15 protein-coding genes are annotated in these 16429 nt (G+C 62.3%); 7 read left to right on the top strand and 8 right to left on the bottom strand.

Features of this window, described 5'->3' with window-relative positions; translation table 11 throughout:
• Positions 1–13: 13 nt before the first annotated feature.
• The 3 genes from QM596_RS11715 (at position 14) to QM596_RS11725 (ending at position 1904) form a co-directional block, all read left to right on the top strand.
• On the top strand, positions 14–601 hold the full coding sequence (locus QM596_RS11715; protein WP_003942119.1) for a peroxiredoxin: 588 nt from the start codon (positions 14–16) through the stop codon (positions 599–601).
• Positions 602–603: 2 nt separating this feature from the next.
• Entirely contained in the window at positions 604–1143 is a 540-nt protein-coding gene (gene ahpD / locus QM596_RS11720) for an alkylhydroperoxidase, AhpD family (RefSeq protein ID WP_003942122.1), read from the top strand.
• Positions 1144–1223: 80 nt separating this feature from the next.
• A complete protein-coding gene (locus tag QM596_RS11725; protein ID WP_003942237.1) occupies positions 1224–1904 on the top strand; it encodes a PhzF family phenazine biosynthesis protein in 681 nt (226 codons plus the stop codon).
• Here QM596_RS11725 and QM596_RS11730 read toward each other — a convergent pair.
• Complete coding sequence (locus QM596_RS11730) at positions 1890–2588, bottom strand: hypothetical protein (RefSeq protein WP_019748222.1); 699 nt, start codon at positions 2586–2588, stop codon at positions 1890–1892. The genes QM596_RS11725 and QM596_RS11730 overlap by 15 nt on opposite strands.
• Positions 2589–2605: 17 nt before the next feature.
• Between QM596_RS11730 and QM596_RS11735 the strand changes: the two genes are divergently transcribed.
• Positions 2606–2872 carry a hypothetical protein gene (locus QM596_RS11735; protein ID WP_007732799.1) on the top strand — a complete coding sequence of 89 codons (267 nt, stop codon included), beginning with the start codon at positions 2606–2608 and terminating at the stop codon, positions 2870–2872.
• Between the two features lie 2 nt (positions 2873–2874).
• Here QM596_RS11735 and QM596_RS11740 read toward each other — a convergent pair whose 3' ends face one another.
• Positions 2875–4098, bottom strand: coding sequence for an aminotransferase family protein (locus QM596_RS11740; protein ID WP_020907543.1), 1224 nt, complete (start codon positions 4096–4098; stop codon positions 2875–2877).
• A gap of 132 nt (positions 4099–4230) precedes the next feature.
• Here QM596_RS11740 and QM596_RS11745 point away from each other — a divergent pair, with 132 nt between their 5' ends.
• Entirely contained in the window at positions 4231–4548 is a 318-nt protein-coding gene (locus QM596_RS11745; RefSeq protein WP_020907542.1) for a DUF2322 family protein, read from the top strand.
• Here the strand turns inward: QM596_RS11745 and QM596_RS11750 are convergent.
• Positions 4519–5196: a Pr6Pr family membrane protein gene (locus QM596_RS11750; RefSeq protein ID WP_283309099.1), complete on the bottom strand. Its 678-nt coding sequence runs from the start codon at positions 5194–5196 to the stop codon at positions 4519–4521. The two genes, QM596_RS11745 and QM596_RS11750, sit on opposite strands and share 30 nt — an antisense overlap.
• Positions 5197–5249: 53 nt before the next feature.
• Here QM596_RS11750 and hrpA point away from each other — a divergent pair, with 53 nt between their 5' ends.
• Entirely contained in the window at positions 5250–9155 is a 3906-nt protein-coding gene (gene hrpA, locus QM596_RS11755; protein WP_283309101.1) for an ATP-dependent RNA helicase HrpA, read from the top strand.
• 286 nt (positions 9156–9441) lie between these two features.
• On the opposite strand, the gene nrdR is transcribed toward hrpA, so the two are convergent.
• Both nrdR and QM596_RS11765 read right to left on the bottom strand, forming a co-directional pair.
• Positions 9442–9939: a transcriptional regulator NrdR gene (nrdR, locus tag QM596_RS11760; protein WP_020907539.1), complete on the bottom strand. Its 498-nt coding sequence runs from the start codon at positions 9937–9939 to the stop codon at positions 9442–9444.
• 195 nt (positions 9940–10134) lie between these two features.
• Positions 10135–10875: a LysM peptidoglycan-binding domain-containing protein gene (locus QM596_RS11765; RefSeq protein ID WP_047889278.1), complete on the bottom strand. Its 741-nt coding sequence runs from the start codon at positions 10873–10875 to the stop codon at positions 10135–10137.
• 286 nt (positions 10876–11161) lie between these two features.
• On the opposite strand from QM596_RS11765, the gene lexA reads away from it, so the two are divergent.
• Entirely contained in the window at positions 11162–11890 is a 729-nt protein-coding gene (gene lexA / locus QM596_RS11770; RefSeq protein WP_020723648.1) for a transcriptional repressor LexA, read from the top strand.
• A 91-nt stretch (positions 11891–11981) separates the two neighbouring features.
• On the opposite strand, the gene QM596_RS11775 is transcribed toward lexA, so the two are convergent.
• From QM596_RS11775 to QM596_RS11785, 3 genes are all read right to left on the bottom strand, one after another.
• A complete protein-coding gene (locus tag QM596_RS11775; RefSeq protein WP_019748214.1) occupies positions 11982–13124 on the bottom strand; it encodes an acyl-CoA dehydrogenase family protein in 1143 nt (380 codons plus the stop codon).
• 185 nt (positions 13125–13309) lie between these two features.
• Positions 13310–14590, bottom strand: a complete 1281-nt coding sequence (locus tag QM596_RS11780; RefSeq protein ID WP_020907537.1) for a uracil-xanthine permease family protein — start codon at positions 14588–14590, stop codon at positions 13310–13312.
• A 75-nt stretch (positions 14591–14665) separates the two neighbouring features.
• Positions 14666–16339: a putative PEP-binding protein gene (locus QM596_RS11785; protein WP_019748212.1), complete on the bottom strand. Its 1674-nt coding sequence runs from the start codon at positions 16337–16339 to the stop codon at positions 14666–14668.
• Positions 16340–16429 lie beyond the last annotated feature (90 nt).

Here is a 16429-nt window from a genome sequence, read left to right on the forward strand (position 1 = left end):
GAGAATGAGACACATGGCTCTGCTCACAATCGGCGACCAGTTCCCCGCTTACAACCTCACGGCTGTCATCGGCGGCGACCTGTCCAAGGTCGATGCCCAGCAGCCCGATGACTACTTCACCACCGTCACCAGTGACGACTACGCAGGCAAGTGGCGCATCGTCTTCTTCTGGCCCAAGGACTTCACCTTCGTGTGCCCCACCGAGATTGCTGCATTCGGCAAGCTCAACGAAGAGTTCGCAGACCGTGACGCTCAGGTTCTCGGCGCTTCCGTCGACAACGAGTTCGTGCACTTCCAGTGGCGTGCACAGCACGAAGAGCTCAAGACCCTCCCCTTCCCGATGCTCTCGGACCTCAAGCGTGAGCTTGCCGAGGCCACCGGCGTCCTCAACGCCGACGGCGTTGCAGACCGCGCGACGTTCATCGTCGACCCCAACAACGAGATCCAGTTCGTCTCCGTCACAGCCGGTTCCGTCGGCCGTAACGTCGACGAGGTTCTCCGCGTCCTCGACGCTCTCCAGAGCGACGAGCTGTGCGCATGCAACTGGAAGAAGGGCGACCCGACCATCAACGCCGGCGAGCTTCTGACTGCGAGCGTCTGAGTATGAGCGTCGAGAACCTCAAGAACTCGCTTCCCGAGTACGCGAAGGACCTCAAGCTCAACCTGAGTTCCATTGCGCGCACGACGGTCCTGAACGAGCAGCAGTTGTGGGGAACGCTCCTCGCAACGGCCGCAGCCACCAAGTCTGCGTCCACGCTCAAGGAGATTGCTTCCGAGGCTGCCGACAACCTGTCGGCAGAGGCATACAACGCCGCTCTCGGCGCAGCGTCGATCATGGGCATGAACAACGTCTTCTACCGCACCAAGGGCTACCTCGACGGTAAGTACGACGACCTTCGTGCCGGCCTGCGGATGAACATCATCGGCAACCCGGGCGTCGACAAGGCCGACTTCGAATTGTGGTCGCTTGCAGTGTCCGCGATCAACGGCTGCAACCACTGCCTCGAAGCTCACGAGAACACCCTCCGCCAGGAAGGTGTCGACCGCGAGGTCATCTTCGAAGCGATCCGCGCCGGTTCCATCGTCGCGGGCGTCGCACAGGCTGTCGAAGCCAACGAGATCCTCTCTGCCGCACAGGTCTGATCACTCGGACCTGAGTGCAGTTCGACGAGCCCTCCCCACCGTGAAGGTGGGGAGGGCTTTTCGCGCGCTAGGGTGGACCGATGGGTATCGAGGTGAGTGTGGTCCGGGTCTTCACGGACGAGAACGGCAAGCACGGGAATCCGTTGGGAATCGTCGACGCGTCCACGGTTGCAGAATCGGATCGACAAGCCGTCGCGAAGGAACTCGACTACAGCGAGACCATCTTCATCGACGTTCCGGATGACGGCGCCTCACGTGCGCGGGTCCAGATCTTCACTCCGGCAGCAGAACTCCCCTTCGCCGGACACCCGACCGTCGGTGCCACGTGGTGGCTGGGCGAACAGGGCCGTCGCGTGAGCGCCCTCGACGTTCCTGCCGGCAGTGTCGACGTCCGCCAATCCGGCGCTTTGACGTGGGTACGCGCGCGTGCCGAATGGGCACCGGAATTCGCGATCTATCCGATGGACACGGTCGACGACGTCATCGACGCAGATCCGTCCGACTACGAGGCGGATCATTCGTATCTGTGGGCATGGCAGGACAAGCTCGAAGCTGCCATCCGCGCACGCATGTTCGCACCGGTGATGGGAATCGCCGAGGACGAGGCGACCGGATCTGCAGCGCTGCGCATCACGGACCGGTTGAGGAAATCACTGCTCATCACCCAGGGACGCGGATCGGTGCTTCACACCACCTTCTCTCCGGAAGGGTGGCTCGAAGTCGGCGGCCGCGTCGTCGCCGAGCCGTCACGAACCTTGTGAGTACCCGGCGGGATTGCGTCCGGCCTCGAGGTCACGTGCGCTGAGTGACACCGAGATCTCGTCACCGAGCGCAACTCCCGGCGCGAGGGGCAACTGATCTCCACTCCAGAACTTGCCCGGATCGAACCAGTTGATACGACGATTACCGACAAGCAGACCCATCGCCTCATAGGTCTTGGCAACCACTTCGGCGCAATAGGCGCTCTCGACGGCCACTGCGGACACGTCGGACTTCTTGCGCAGCTTCGGGATTCGGCCTCCGAACCAGCGTGAAGCAAGCTTCGCCGTCGACGGGAACGGCGTACCGTCCAGCCGTGCGATCGTCTTGAGCAGAGCGTCTTCCTGCTCCCGGGTGACTTCGTGGTCGAGCTGGCGCAACCATCCACGCTGCCCGTACTTGGCGCCCCAGACCTGAACCGCCGATCGCAGATCGTGCAGTTGGACACCACGCTGGAAGCGTCCGGTCCACATGTCCTGCAGCGAGTGACCGAGCTCCGCATGCCACATCAGCGGCGGAAGGTCGTCGATCACGACCGACATTCCGACGTGGTTGACCGGGCTGTTGGTCAGCGTCTGGATGGCCCGGTCCGCCGTCGACTCTCCGCGGAAGATCCAGATGTCGCCCGTGCGGGTCGCCGCGGCGGCCTCCTCGAGACTCACCTGCGAAAGCAATCGTCGGTCCATGCCTCTAGCGTAGAGGGATGAAACTCCCTACTCCTCTGCGCGCCTCGCACGTTTGGAAACTGGTCGGCCTCGCCGGTGCAATGGGCGTTGCCGCCACCGGGGTTCTCGTTGCGCGCGGCGAACGCCAGCGTCGGGCCTACTCTCCGGACGAAATTCGCTCGGTACTGCACGAGCGGTACACCCAGGCCTACGCCAAGCAGTCGGAACAAGAGGTTCTGGAACTCGAACCTGCACCCAACGCTGTGCGGCGCCGAATCGAGAAACTCTTCCGGCGCCGCAACTGAACTCATCCGAGAGCTGCGAGGATCCCTGCTGCCATCTCCGCGACCTGATCGTCGGTCATGACGAACGTCGGCGAAATCTGCATCGCACCCTGACCCGCCGCGCGACCCGAAATACCGTGCTCACGCAACGTCTTCACGAACGGCAACGCCTCCGCCGGATCAGCCAACTGCACCGCAGCGACCGCACCCAGTCCACTACGAACCTCCGCCACCCGCGGATGCTCGGCCAACGGCTGCAGATGCGTATGCAACGACGCCTCCAGACGCTTCGACTCCCCAAGCAAATTCTCACGCTCGAGAATGTCGAGGTTCGCCATCGCCGCCGCAGCAGCACCGGCATGCCCGCCATACGTGTAACCATGACGCCACCACGAACCCGCATAGAACGGCTCCGCCACCCGCGGCGCGATGAACACCGCACCCATCGGAACGTAACCGGACGTCAAACCCTTTGCCGTGGTCATCATGTCGGGCTGCAAATCGAAACGAGTAGACGCGAACCACTCGCCGCCGATACGACCGAAACCGGTCACGACCTCGTCGACGACAAACAGAATGTCGTGCTCGCGGCAGATGTCGCGCACCTCGGCCAGGTACCCCTCCGGCGGAAGATACACCCCACCGGCACCGATGATCGGCTCCGCGAAGAACGCGGCGATCTTGTTCGCACCGATCCTCTCGATCAACTCGAGCAGACTCTTCGCATCATCCCAGCCGACCGTGGCCGCATCCGCCATCAGCTCGCCGTAACCCTCACGGTTCACCGGAATACCCGCCAGAGCCGTTCCCGCAACATGCATTCCGTGGTACGCCTTCTGACGACCGACGATGATCGCCTTCTCCGGCTGCCCCACCTCGTGCCAGTACCGGCGAGCGAGCTTCGCCGCAGTGTCCACCGAATCCGAACCACCCGAAGTGAAGAAGATCTTGCTCCCGGCAACCGGCGCGATCGTCGCCAACCGCTCCGCCAACACCTGCGTGGTCTCGGGAACAAAATCACCGAAATTCGAGAAATGAGCGATCTTCGACAACTGAGCCGCCACCGCATCCGCGATCTCCGTGCGCCCGTGCCCGACATTGGTGAACCACAGGCCCGCCGTCGCATCCAGATACCGAGTGCCCTCGCGGTCCCAGATGTACGCGCCCTCACCGCGAGAGACGACAAACGCGCCGTTCTTCTCCACAGCGCCCATGTCCGCGAACCCGTGCCACAATGCCGAAGCCATCATTGTCCCCTTCGAATACAAACGATGCTGGTGTGCAAACGATGTGCTGCGACTATATCGACACCGGGAATCGGCGGACGACGGCGCTCGCCGGGCACCGGCATTTCCGGGTACACACGTAATCTGTCGACCATGACTTTTGCCGACAATCTCGCCGCACTGCCCACCATCGATCATCTGGCCGCCATCGAGGTACTCGACGCCGACGGAACCGTCATCGACACCGTCGAGAACAAGCCCGGAAAGTCCGGCTCGGTCAAGGTGTACAACCATCTCGCTCAGGTCTACGGCGCGCTCACACCCGAAGCCGCCTCGGCAGGACTGACGATCTTTGCCGAACACACCGAGGACGCGCGGGCCAACCCCGGTAAGCACCCGAACGTGGACCGCCTCGAGCAGGTGCTCGCCTCCGGCAATCCACTAGGACTTCGCAGCGTTCCGTCCGCGTAGCCCGGCTCCCAGCCGTCCGACGGCATTGACCGCCAACGCCATCAGGGCCATCGCGATGCCCAGTACGACAAATCCGATGAACAGGGCCACATAGCCCTGGTGGCGAGGATCCATGAACGGATACGGATACCAGTGGACGATCGGCCCTCGAATCAACGTGTACACCGCGTAGATCACTGGAAACAGCAGCCACTGCAGCGAGCGGATTTCGGAGATCCTGTGCCTCGAAGCGAAGAACACCCAGTCGAGGAGCATCACCAGCGGAAGAATGCGGTGGAGCGCCGAGTTGATCCACGCGTCGTTCAAATTGACGTCGATATTCGCCAGTAGAACGGCGTAGATGATTCCGGTGATCACCATGTAGAGCGTCACCGCACCGCGAACCGACTGCCATGTCCGAGACTGCGGATCCCGAAGGGCGCCGACCAGCAATACGATCACCGCAAGGATGTTGCTCTCGATGGTGAAGTAGCTCAGATAGTTCGACAACGAGAATCCGTCGGCGTTTCGAATCGGAATCCACAGCAGCGCCGTGAGTCCGTAAATCGCGAACAACAAGCGAAGTACTCGCACGGCAACAGGCGTCGACGCGACCGGTGTAGCTGCCTCATTTGCGGTATTTGTCGTCACTGGTCGATATTTGCACATCAAAACGATCTGCGAGCGGTAGTTGTGAACGCGTTCGATAGGCTGTCATCAGCATGTCTACAACACCACCGGCCCCACTCTCCCCCAAGCGGAGTGACCTGAAGAGCGCGCTGGCGCAGGTCTCACTCCGCGACGAGAGTCGACTCCGTCGCAAACTCGACCGTGCCCGCACACCAGACGCTTTGGTGGCGCTGGCCGAGGAAATTGAAACGGCGCGCGCACGGTTGGCGGCACGCTCCGCCAATGTTCCCGCAGTCTCGTATCCGGAAGCTCTGCCCGTCAGTCAGCGCAAGGACGACATCGCGACTGCGATCTCGGAGAATCAGGTTGTCATCGTCGCCGGCGAGACCGGCTCGGGTAAGACAACTCAGATCCCGAAGATCTGTCTCGAACTCGGACGTGGCGTCCGCGGCCTGATCGGACATACACAGCCTCGCCGACTGGCAGCACGCACCGTTGCCGAACGTATCGCCGAAGAACTCGACACCGAACTCGGCGACGCCGTCGGATACACCGTGCGGTTCACCGACCAGGTCTCGGACCGCACCTACGTCAAGCTCATGACCGACGGCATTCTCCTCGCCGAAATTCAGCGCGACCGTATGCTCCGACGCTACGACACGCTGATCATCGACGAAGCGCACGAACGCAGCCTCAACATCGACTTCATCCTCGGTTACCTGGCTCAGCTGCTCCCCCGCCGACCCGACCTCAAGGTCATCATCACGTCGGCGACCATCGATCCCGAACGCTTCGCCAAGCACTTCGCTGTCGACGGTAATCCCGCGCCGATCGTGGAGGTATCCGGTCGAACATTCCCCGTCGAAATGCGTTACCGGCCGCTGACCGTCGAGTCCGGCGACATCACCTTCGACCGTGATCCCGTCGACGCGGTCTGCGAGGCGGTCGACGAGCTGAGCGCGGAGGGCGAAGGCGACATCTTGGTCTTCCTCTCCGGCGAACGCGAAATTCGCGACACCGCAGACGCTTTACGCGATCGGCGTCTTCGCAACACCGAAATCGTCCCGCTGTACGCGCGGCTGTCTGCTGCCGAGCAACACAAAGTGTTCTCGCCGCACACCGGCCGACGCGTCGTCCTTGCCACCAACGTGGCCGAGACCTCGTTGACCGTTCCCGGCATTCGGTACGTCGTCGATCCGGGAACCGCGCGCATTTCGCGATATTCGGTGCGCACCAAGGTACAACGGTTGCCGATCGAACCCATTTCGCAGGCGTCAGCTCGTCAGCGGTCCGGGCGTTGCGGCCGCGTCGCCGAAGGAATCTGCATCCGCCTGTATTCCGAGGAGGACTTCGAGTCACGGCCGGCGTTCACCGAGCCGGAGATCCTGCGGACCAATCTCGCATCCGTCATCTTGCAGATGACGGCCCTCGGTCTGGGCGACATCGCCGCCTTCCCCTTCGTCGAACCGCCGGACCAGCGCGCCGTCAAGGACGGAATCGGACTGCTCGAAGAACTCGGCGCGATCGCGCGAGGTTCCGAGGCAAGCCACCCCGAACTGACGCCGGTCGGCCGCGAGCTGGCCCAGATTCCGGTGGATCCGCGGATGGCACGAATGCTGGTGGAAGCCAAGAACAACGGTTGCCTTCACGAAACCCTTGTCATCGTCGCGGCGTTGTCCATCCAGGACGTTCGCGAACGGCCCGCCGAGTTCCAGCAGGCCGCCGACGAAAAGCACGCCAGGTTCAATGTCGAGAACTCCGACTTCCTGGCATACCTGAAACTGTGGGACTACTTACGCGAACAACGTAACGACCTGTCCTCCAACCAGTTTCGCAAGATGTGCCGGAACGAGTTTCTGCACTGGCTCCGCATCCGCGAATGGCAGGATCTGCACGGGCAACTCCGGCAGATCACCCGCGGCCTCGGCTGGACCGTGGGTGAGACACCCGCAAGCGAGAACGCGATCCATCAGTCACTCCTCGCCGGTTTGCTCTCACACATCGGGCTACGCGAGGGCGAGAAGCGGGACTACCTGGGCGCCAGGGGCAGCCACTTCGCGATTTTCCCCGGATCGGGACTTTTCAAGAAGCCACCACGCTGGGTCATGGCCGCCGAACTCGTGGAAACGTCGAGGCTGTGGGCGCGCATGTCCGCGCGCATCGAACCTGAGTGGGCTGAAAAACTCGCCCCGCACCTGGTGAAACGCACCTATTCCGAACCGCACTGGTCCTCCAAGCGCGGCTCGGCGATGGCATACGAGCGGGTCACTCTCTACGGAGTTCCCCTGGTGACGGGCCGCGCAGTGACGTACTCACGAATCGATCCCGAGGCCTCTCGCGATCTCTTCATCCGCCATGCGCTCGTGCAGGGCGAATGGCAGACGAACCACAAGTTCTTCCACGAGAACCGCGCACTCCTCGACAACGTCGAGGAACTCGAGAACCGCGCGCGCCGACGCGACATCCTCGTCGACGACGAAACTCTCTACGAGTTCTACGACGAACGTATCGGCCAGGAAGCCGTATCCGCCAAGCATTTCGACCAGTGGTGGAAGACCGAGCGGCGCAAGAATCCGAGTCTGCTGACTTTCACACCGGAAACGGTGGTCAACTCCGACGCAGCTGCAGTACTGGGCGGCGAGTACCCGGACGCCTGGCGCCAGGGCGACATGCAGTTTCCACTCACTTACCAATTCGAGCCCGGAAAGGACGACGACGGCGTCAGCGCGCACATCCCGGTCGGCCTGCTAGCGCAACTTCAGCCGGTCGGCTTCGACTGGTTGGTCCCCGGTATGCGCGTCGATCTGGTTACTGCTCTGATCAAGACGTTGCCCAAGAACATCCGACGCGCTGTCGTACCCGCACCTGACTACGCCGCCGCAGCATTGGCAGCAGTCAAACCTCGATCCGAGCCGTTGATGACCGCAATGGCCCGCGAACTCTCGCACTTGGGCGGGATCCAGATCGACGCCAAGGACTTCGATCCCGCCGCGCTGCCCGACCATCTTCGGATGACATTTGTCGTCGAGGACGAATCGGGCACGGTTCTCGCGAAGGGTAAGGATCTGGCGCAGCTACGACGCACGCTCGCCCCGCGCGTACAGAAGGAAGTGGCCAAGGCGGCAACCGGTACCGAACGGGCAGCGGCAACCGTCTGGACATCCGAAACGCTCGGCGCACTGGAACCGACCATCACTCGCTCCATCGGCGGACAGCAGGTAACCGGGTACCCAGCACTGGTGCCGGAAAACGGCGGAGTTGCCGTTCGTGTCCTGAGTACGCCGGCTGCGCAGGCGCAGGCGATGCGGGAAGGCACTCGGGCGCTTCTTCTCGCGGCCGTTCCCACCCAGCTCAAGGCCGTGACCGCCGGCTTGTCGAACACTCAGCGTCTGGCTCTCGGCCAGAATCCGGACGGCGGCTTGGAGGCACTCGTCGAAGATTGCCGGGTGGCAGCTGCCAACGAAGTGATAGCTGCCCACGGCGGACCGGTACGCACGCCTGAGGCGTTCGACGCCCTGGTGAAGATCGCACGCTCCGAACTGGCCGGACGCGTCTCCGCGATCCTGCGCATGATTGTTCCGATCCTCGAACAAGCACACCAACTGAGCGTCGTTCTGGACCGCTCACGCGGCGAAGCAGCAGACGACGTCCGAGAACAGTTGACCTCACTGCTGTTTCCGGGATTTGTCGCCGAATTGGGCTCGGCCCGCCTACGCGATTTGCCGCGGTATCTTGCCGCAGCAAAATTCCGTCTCGAAGCTCTACCCGCAAGTGCACAACGAGATCAGCAGGCGATGGACGTCCTCGACCGGGTGTACGCAGCGTACGACCGGTTGTTGAGTTCACTTCCCGAAGAGCGTCGCACTGCTCGAGATGTCGACTCGATCAGCTGGATGATCGAAGAACTGCGCGTGAGCCTGTTTGCGCAGTCCCTCGGTACACCCACACCGATTTCCGAAAAGCGAGTCCTGAAAGCTATCGAAGCGATCAAGCGTTGACGTTCGGCGAGAATTGCGCGATCAGTAGATTGTCTGAATGTTGACGTTGGTGAGGAAACCACCAAAGGTGGCAACAGTGTTGGCGAACCCGAGGGTTACCAGGCTGTTCACGACTCCGAGAACTGCAACTAAGTTCATAACGCCTCCGTGAAGATCCGAGATGCGGACGAACGTACTTGGTCGACACTAAGCGAATAACTTGCCCGATTTGTTCGATTGTTCGCTTTGTGTTCTCAGCGTTACCTACGGCCGCTTTGTGCTCTCAGCGTTATCTAAGGCAAAGGCCTCAGTCGACGGAAACGGTCTCGGCGCCGGAAGCCTTGTCGGCAGCACGGGTCTCGGCATGTTCGCGCATGTCGGTGATCTCACGTTCGAAATCCGCGGCAGAACTGAAGGACTTGTACACCGATGCGAATCGCAGGTATGCAACCTCGTCGAGATTTCGAAGCGGATCGAGAATCGCGAGCCCTACCTCGTTGCTGGGAATTTCGGCAGAACCCGAAGCACGTACGGCATCTTCGACCTGTTGGGCCAGCAAATTCAGCGAATCGTTGTCCACTTGGCGGCCCTGGCATGCGCGACGCACTCCTTTGACCACCTTTTCTCGGCTGAACGGCTCCGTCACGCCGCTGCGCTTCACAACCGAGAGAACTGCCGTCTCAACCGTGGTGAATCGGCGGCCACACTCGGGGCACGAACGGCGCCGCCTGATCGCCTGGCCCTCGTCGGCCTCGCGCGAATCGACCACTCGGGAATCAGGGTGCCGGCAGAACGGGCAATGCATCGGGGTTCCTTCGTTGTCGCCGAAATGGCCGCAACTCAGATTCACTACCGACTGCAAATCCTCCGACGATTTACAGAGCAGATCCACGTACTCAACGCGACCACCCGAGGTGGTGGGACTGTCAAGTGGACAGCTTACTCGCTGTGAACCGACTGCTCTCACGCTCGGTACGCCCCCGCCTGGCACGGGGTACGGTCAGCGGCCCGAGGCCGGCACGATCAGCGTTTGCCCAACGGACAGTCCGGAACTCGACATCGCATTGAGATCCATGATCTGCTCGATCACCGAGCCGACAGCCTGGCCAGGCGCAACCTTGGCAGCAATATCACTGAGGGATTCACCCGCAGCAACACGAACCACTTCGGTCGCACCGTTTGTCGCAGCGACATCACCACTCGACAAAGCGCCGATCCCCACCAACGCCAACACTGCCAGTGCAGTGAATACGGCGCCAAGGAACACTGTCTTCCAACTGACGTCCTCGGCAGCCACTTCATGTTCGACCCGTGAGACACCGACTCTGTTTCGGTGCGCGAAACTTCCTCCGTACGGGCGTGACGAATCGTGCTCGCCGTCCCACCGGCGAGGAGATTCACGCAATGAACGCGAACCTGAAACCGCGCCCACCGCCGGAACACGACGAACGACGGCCGCCTGCGGTTCGTTGTCGACATACCTGGCCACGCCCCGCATTTCGGCCGTGCCGCGCCGTTCGAACGACACACCGTCAGCGTCGGATCCACCATCGGGCCCATAGAACGAGGGGTGGTACTTCAACGCCGACGTGCCGTCGAAACCAATCGCGTCATCACCAATCGCGTCATCACCAATCGCGTCGTCGAAAACCCTGTTGCTTCTCAGTGCTGCGTTACCCATCGTGACCTCCGCTGGTCGACACCGATCGATGTGTTCGATCATGCGTTCGATGGAACGCATGTTCGAATTTCTACCACGCCTGGCCGACAATGTCTCTACTTCAAGCGACACGAATCGAACAGATGTTTGAAACCGCGAGCAAATCCGGCTAGATTCGTGTCAGACCACACAGCGGGAATTGCGAAAGCCTCCGTGTTTGTCGACAGCTCGAATGTTGGCAGGAGGCACCGACAGGTTTCTGCGCGATTTGCACCAGGCACTTTTTCAGACACAGCTTTTTCAGACACGACTTCTTCAGACACGACTTCTTCAGACACGACTTCTTCAGACACGGAGGCAACAGGCCATGAAGGACGATCGCTCCAGCACAGCCGCGGAGGCAGGAGCTTCTGCAGTTCCGTCTCCGTCGAGCGAGACGCTCACCGAGCGTCAGCGGCGCGTTCTCGAAGTCATCCGCGATTCGGTGACGGAGCGCGGGTATCCGCCGAGCATTCGCGAGATCGGTGATGCGGTGGGGCTCACCTCCACGTCGTCGGTCGCACATCAACTGCGAACGTTGGAGCGCAAGGGCTTCCTTCGACGCGATCCCAATCGCCCTCGCGCAGTCGATGTTCGAGGTCTCGACGAGGTTGCGGCCGATACCGCCATCGCGTCGGTGTCAAAGCATTCCGGCGAGTACAACAGTGCCGACCCGCTACCGGAGCCGGCGTTCGTCCCCATCCTGGGTCGCATCGCTGCCGGCGGACCGATCCTTGCCGAGGAAGCGGTAGAGGACGTGTTCCCACTCCCCCGCGAACTCGTCGGCCAGGGTTCGCTCTTCATGCTCAAGGTTGTCGGCGAGTCGATGATCGATGCAGCGATCTGCGATGGCGACTGGGTTGTCGTCCGTCAGCAGAACGTCGCGGAGAACGGTGACATCGTGGCCGCCATGATCGACGGCGAAGCCACCGTGAAGACGTTCAAGCGTACGAAGAAGGAGGTGTGGCTGATGCCGCACAACGAACTCTTCGAGCCGATTCCCGGCAACAACGCCGTCATCCTGGGCAAGGTTGTCACCGTCATGCGGAAGATCTGAGTTCGCTCGCACCTCGATCACAAAACTCTGGGCCCCGGCATCAGCTGGGGCCCAGAGTCTTTTCGTGACGATCAGCGGTCCATCACCCGAATCAGAGATTCAGCGAACGTCCGATGATCTCCTTCATGATCTCGGTTGTGCCACCGTAGATGGTCTGCACACGAGAGTCCATGTACGCCTTTGCAACCGGGTATTCCTTCATGTAGCCGTAGCCTCCGTGCAGCTGGAGGCAGCGGTCGATGAGCTTGACCTGAGCTTCGGTGGTCCACCACTTCGCCATCGCAGCTTCCTGCACGGTCAGCTTCTCGGCATTGAGCTGCTCGATGAACTTGTCCACCAGGATGCGCACTGCCGTGGTCTCCGTTGCCAATTCGGCCAGTACGAATCGGGTGTTCTGGAAGCTACCGATCGACTTGCCGAATGCCTTGCGGTCGCGGCAGTACTGGATCGTGCTCTCGAGAACCGATTCCATTGCGGCAGCGGCAACGACGGCGATCGAGAGTCGTTCCTGGGGAAGGTTCTTCATCAAGTAGAAGAAGCCCATTCCCTCTTCGCCCAGCAGGTTGGCAGCGGGAACGCGTACGTCGGTGAAGCTGAGTTCGGCGGTGTCCTGAGCCTTCATGCCGATCTTGTCGAGGTTGCGTCCACGCTCGAAGCCAGGCATGTCCCGCTCGACCACGAGGAGGCTGAAGCCCTGAGCACCCTTGTCCGGGTCGGTGCACGCGACAACGATGATGATGTCGGCGTTGATTCCGTTGGTGATGAAGGTCTTCGAACCGTTGAGGACCCAGTGGTCCCCGTCGCGAACCGCTTTCGTCTTGATGCCCTGCAGGTCGCTACCGGTACCCGGTTCGGTCATCGCGATCGCCGAGATCAGCTCACCCGACGCGAATCCGGGTAGCCAACGCTGCTTCTGCTCCTCGTTGCTCAACTCCAGGAGGTACGGTGCCACGACGTCGTTGTGCAGCGTGAAGCCGATACCGCTGAACCCACCCTTGGTGGTTTCCTCGGTGATGATCGCGTTGTAGCGGAAATCCTTGACACCGCCGCCGCCGAATTCCTCAGGGACCGCAGTTCCCAGGAAGCCCTGCTTTCCGGCCTCGACCCAGACGTCACGATCGACGATGTTCTGCTCTTCCCACTTCTCGTGGTTCGGTGCCACGTGCTGTGCCAAGAACTTCTGGTACGACTCCCGGAAGAGTTCATGTTCCGGTTCGAACAGGGTGCGCTCCACGCCGACTCCTTGCAATTCGATATATGGCACTTCAGTGATGTACCCGCTGGGGATATACCCGCTGGGGTGTATTCGCTGAGACTGGGCACGCCGAAGTGCGCGGGCCCACGTCACTGCCTCCGACGGTAGAACCTGTTGCGATACCCGTCGATGACCCGAACGATCACGATTCGTGACTGTAGCGGTTATCTGTTACTCGAAGTACGGAATTTGGCGAGATATCGCATGATCGGGTACGCGACGAGGATGCCGATCGATCCCCAGGCGATGCCGCCCAACTCGACCGAACCGATGGTCAGCGTCAAGTTCCCGATGCCGGCGACCAACGCCGCCGCAGCGACCGTCAGGTTGACCGGATCGGTGAAGTCGACCTTCGCTTCCATCCAGATGCGCACACCGAGAATGCCGATGAGGCCGTAGAGAACCATCGTTGCGCCGCCGATGACGCCGTTCGGCACCGTGAAGACCAGTGCGCCGAATTTGGGCGAAAATGCCAGGATCACAGCGGTAGCGGCGGCTACCCAGTACGCGGCGGTCGAGTACACACGCGTCGCTGCCATGACACCGATGTTCTCGGCATACGTGGTGGTTCCGGATCCGCCACCGGCGCCCGCCAAGGTAGTGGCGAGACCGTCGGCAAACAGTGCATTGCCGGCCAGATCGTCGAGGGACTTACCCGTCATAGCGGACACCGCTTTGACATGTCCGACGTTTTCGGCGACCAGAACGATCACCACGGGGAGCGCGAGCACGATCACCGACCAGTCGAACGACGGTCCGTGCAGACTCGGCAGCCCGAACCAGTCCGCTTCGCGCAGAGCGGACACTCGTTCACTGTCGAGTCCGCCGATGACCGCGGCGAAGACCCAGCCGATCACGACGCCGACCAGAATGCCCAGCCGGCCGAGCAACCCGGGACCGACGACCGTGACCAGCAGGATCGAAACGAGCGTCACCGTGGCGATCAGCGGCTGCGATTCGAAGGAGCCGACCGCCGTCGGAGCGAGGTTGAGACCGATCAGCGCGACGACAGCGCCCGTCACCACCGGCGGCATGACGGCGTCGATGACCCGGCTGCCGATCAGACGTACGGCGACGCCGATCAACATCAACACGATGCCGACGGCCATGACGGCACCGAGTTGCGCGGCCGGGCCCGATCCTGCCGACGCTGTCAGCGGGGCGATGAACGCGAAGGACGAACCGAGATAGCTGGGGATCCGGCCCCGGGTGATGAGCAGGAACAGCGCGGTGCCGATACCCGAGAACAGCAGCGTCGTCGTGACGGGGAAGCCGGTGATGGTCGGAACGAGCAGTGTCGCTCCGAACATCGCGATGACGTGTTGCATCCCGATTCCGATGGTGCGCGGCCAACTCAGTCGTTCGTCCGGCGCCACGACGGCTCCGTCGGCGATCCGCTTGCCGTCTCCGTGGACAGTCCAGCCGATTCCGCCGGCCCCGGTCATTGTTTCTCGTTCGATCACAGGTCGAAATACTAGAGGTCAGGCGCTCGGTCTCCGACCGAGACCAACGAAACCAGTTCAGCTGATTGCGTCGGCAGCCGCTTTGCGCGCTGCCACCGGATCACCGGTTGCCAGCACCGCCGCCGCAGCCGCCTCACATTGCGCCATGGTGACGGATCCGACCTTCGCTCCCACACCCGCGACCGACGCCGCAGCGCACGACAGCGACGAAACGCCGAGACCGGCAAGCACGCAGGCCAACAGCGGATCGGCGGCCGCCTCACCGCAGACGCCGACGCGCTTGCCTGCCGCCTGACCGGCCTGGGCCGTACGTGCGACAAGGGCGAGCACCGCGGGCTGCCACGGATCGGTCAGGTCGGCGAGTTCGGAGGACATCCGATCAGCGGCCATCGTGTACTGAGCGAGGTCGTTGGTACCGATCGAGAGGAATTCGACGTGTTCGAGAATCTGGTCGGCCAACAGCGCCGCCGCCGGGATCTCCACCATCACACCGGGAACAAGATCGCGTGCCCGCACCGCATCGGCAAAACGTTTCGCCTCGGCCGGGGTGGCGATCATCGGTGCCATGACCCACGGGGACGAGTTGGTCGACGCCGCGGCTGCCGCGATCGCGTCGAGCTGGCGGTCGAGAATTCCCATGTCCTGCCAGGCGATACGGACCCCACGAACGCCGAGTGCCGGATTCGCTTCCTCTTGATGGTTGGCGAATTTGAGCGGCTTGTCCGAACCCGCGTCCAACGTGCGAATGATGACCTTCTTTCCTGCGAAGGCCTCGAGAACCTCGGCGTAGATCGCCGCCTGCTCGTCTACGGTCGGTTCGGTCTCACGGCCGAGGAAGCAGAGTTCGGTCCGAAAGAGCCCGATGCCCCCCGCAGCAGTCGACGCCGCGGCGCGAGCGCCCGCGCCGTCTTGAACGTTGGCGAGAACGTCTACCGGCCGGCCGTCCGCCGTCTGGCCCGGTCCGGTCCAGGTGCTGACGCGTTCGCGATCGATCCGGGATTGTTCGACCAGTTCACGCGCGTGCCCGGGATCCGGCTCCGCGATCACGTCGCCGGTTGTTCCGTCGATCAGAATCGGTATTCCTGCCGAGATGGATTCCAATTCCTTCGCGGCGACGATGCACGGGATGCCCAACTGCCTCGCGATGATTGCCGTATGGCTGGTCGGGCCGCCGTAAATGGTCACGAGTCCGATGATCTTGGATGCATCGAGGCCCGCGGTGTCTGCAGGAGCCAGATCGTCCGCGCACAGCACCGACGGTGTCTCTGGCATGGGAACTCCAGGTTCGGGTAATCCGGAGAGTTCGGCGATCACGCGGTCGCGGATGTCCTCGAGGTCGGTGACGCGCTCGGCCATCAAACCGCCGACCTTGGTGAACAGCACCACGAACTGCTCCGTCGCCGCGATCGCAGCCTGCACCGGGGGCACTCCGCCGGCGATCGACTTCTTGGCCGCCCCGATCCAGCCACGATCAGCTGCCATCGCCGCGTTGGCCTGCAAAACCTCTGCGGCCGCGCCCGTAGCTTCGGCGGCCCGTCCGAGAAGGCGGTTCTCGACAGCCTTCGCCGCTGCGACGAAGGCGTCCACGGCGGCCTCTCGATCGGCCTCGTCGAGTGCCGGCGCATCGGTGACGAGTTCTGGTCGGCTGGACGGCCAGATCGCCGGGCCGTAGGCGATTCCAGGCACCACGGGGGTGCCGTGCACGGTGATTCGGTTGAGCTGTTCGGTCATCTGTCCTCCTTGAGCGATGGGCCCGGTGTCACACCGGATCACCTCGAGCGCGTAAAGCCCTCACCTTCGTTGTGACGAAGATTACTCCCA

The organism is Rhodococcus sp. IEGM 1406 (assembly GCF_030056745.1).
Lineage (GTDB): Bacteria > Actinomycetota > Actinomycetes > Mycobacteriales > Mycobacteriaceae > Rhodococcus_F > Rhodococcus_F erythropolis.

Coding starts and splice junctions, on each gene's coding strand:
- QM596_RS11745 (WP_020907542.1), top strand. CDS start 4,231: ATGACTTTTGCCGACAATCTCGCCGCACTGCCCACCATCGATCATCTG.
- hrpA (WP_283309101.1), top strand. CDS start 5,250: ATGTCTACAACACCACCGGCCCCACTCTCCCCCAAGCGGAGTGACCTG.
- QM596_RS11740 (WP_020907543.1), bottom strand. CDS start 4,098: ATGGCTTCGGCATTGTGGCACGGGTTCGCGGACATGGGCGCTGTGGAG.
- QM596_RS11735 (WP_007732799.1), top strand. CDS start 2,606: ATGAAACTCCCTACTCCTCTGCGCGCCTCGCACGTTTGGAAACTGGTC.
- nrdR (WP_020907539.1), bottom strand. CDS start 9,939: ATGCATTGCCCGTTCTGCCGGCACCCTGATTCCCGAGTGGTCGATTCG.
- QM596_RS11725 (WP_003942237.1), top strand. CDS start 1,224: ATGGGTATCGAGGTGAGTGTGGTCCGGGTCTTCACGGACGAGAACGGC.
- QM596_RS11750 (WP_283309099.1), bottom strand. CDS start 5,196: ATGTGCAAATATCGACCAGTGACGACAAATACCGCAAATGAGGCAGCT.
- QM596_RS11730 (WP_019748222.1), bottom strand. CDS start 2,588: ATGGACCGACGATTGCTTTCGCAGGTGAGTCTCGAGGAGGCCGCCGCG.
- QM596_RS11780 (WP_020907537.1), bottom strand. CDS start 14,590: ATGACCGGGGCCGGCGGAATCGGCTGGACTGTCCACGGAGACGGCAAG.
- lexA (WP_020723648.1), top strand. CDS start 11,162: ATGAAGGACGATCGCTCCAGCACAGCCGCGGAGGCAGGAGCTTCTGCA.
- ahpD (WP_003942122.1), top strand. CDS start 604: ATGAGCGTCGAGAACCTCAAGAACTCGCTTCCCGAGTACGCGAAGGAC.
- QM596_RS11785 (WP_019748212.1), bottom strand. CDS start 16,339: ATGACCGAACAGCTCAACCGAATCACCGTGCACGGCACCCCCGTGGTG.
- QM596_RS11715 (WP_003942119.1), top strand. CDS start 14: ATGGCTCTGCTCACAATCGGCGACCAGTTCCCCGCTTACAACCTCACG.
- QM596_RS11765 (WP_047889278.1), bottom strand. CDS start 10,875: ATGCGTTCCATCGAACGCATGATCGAACACATCGATCGGTGTCGACCA.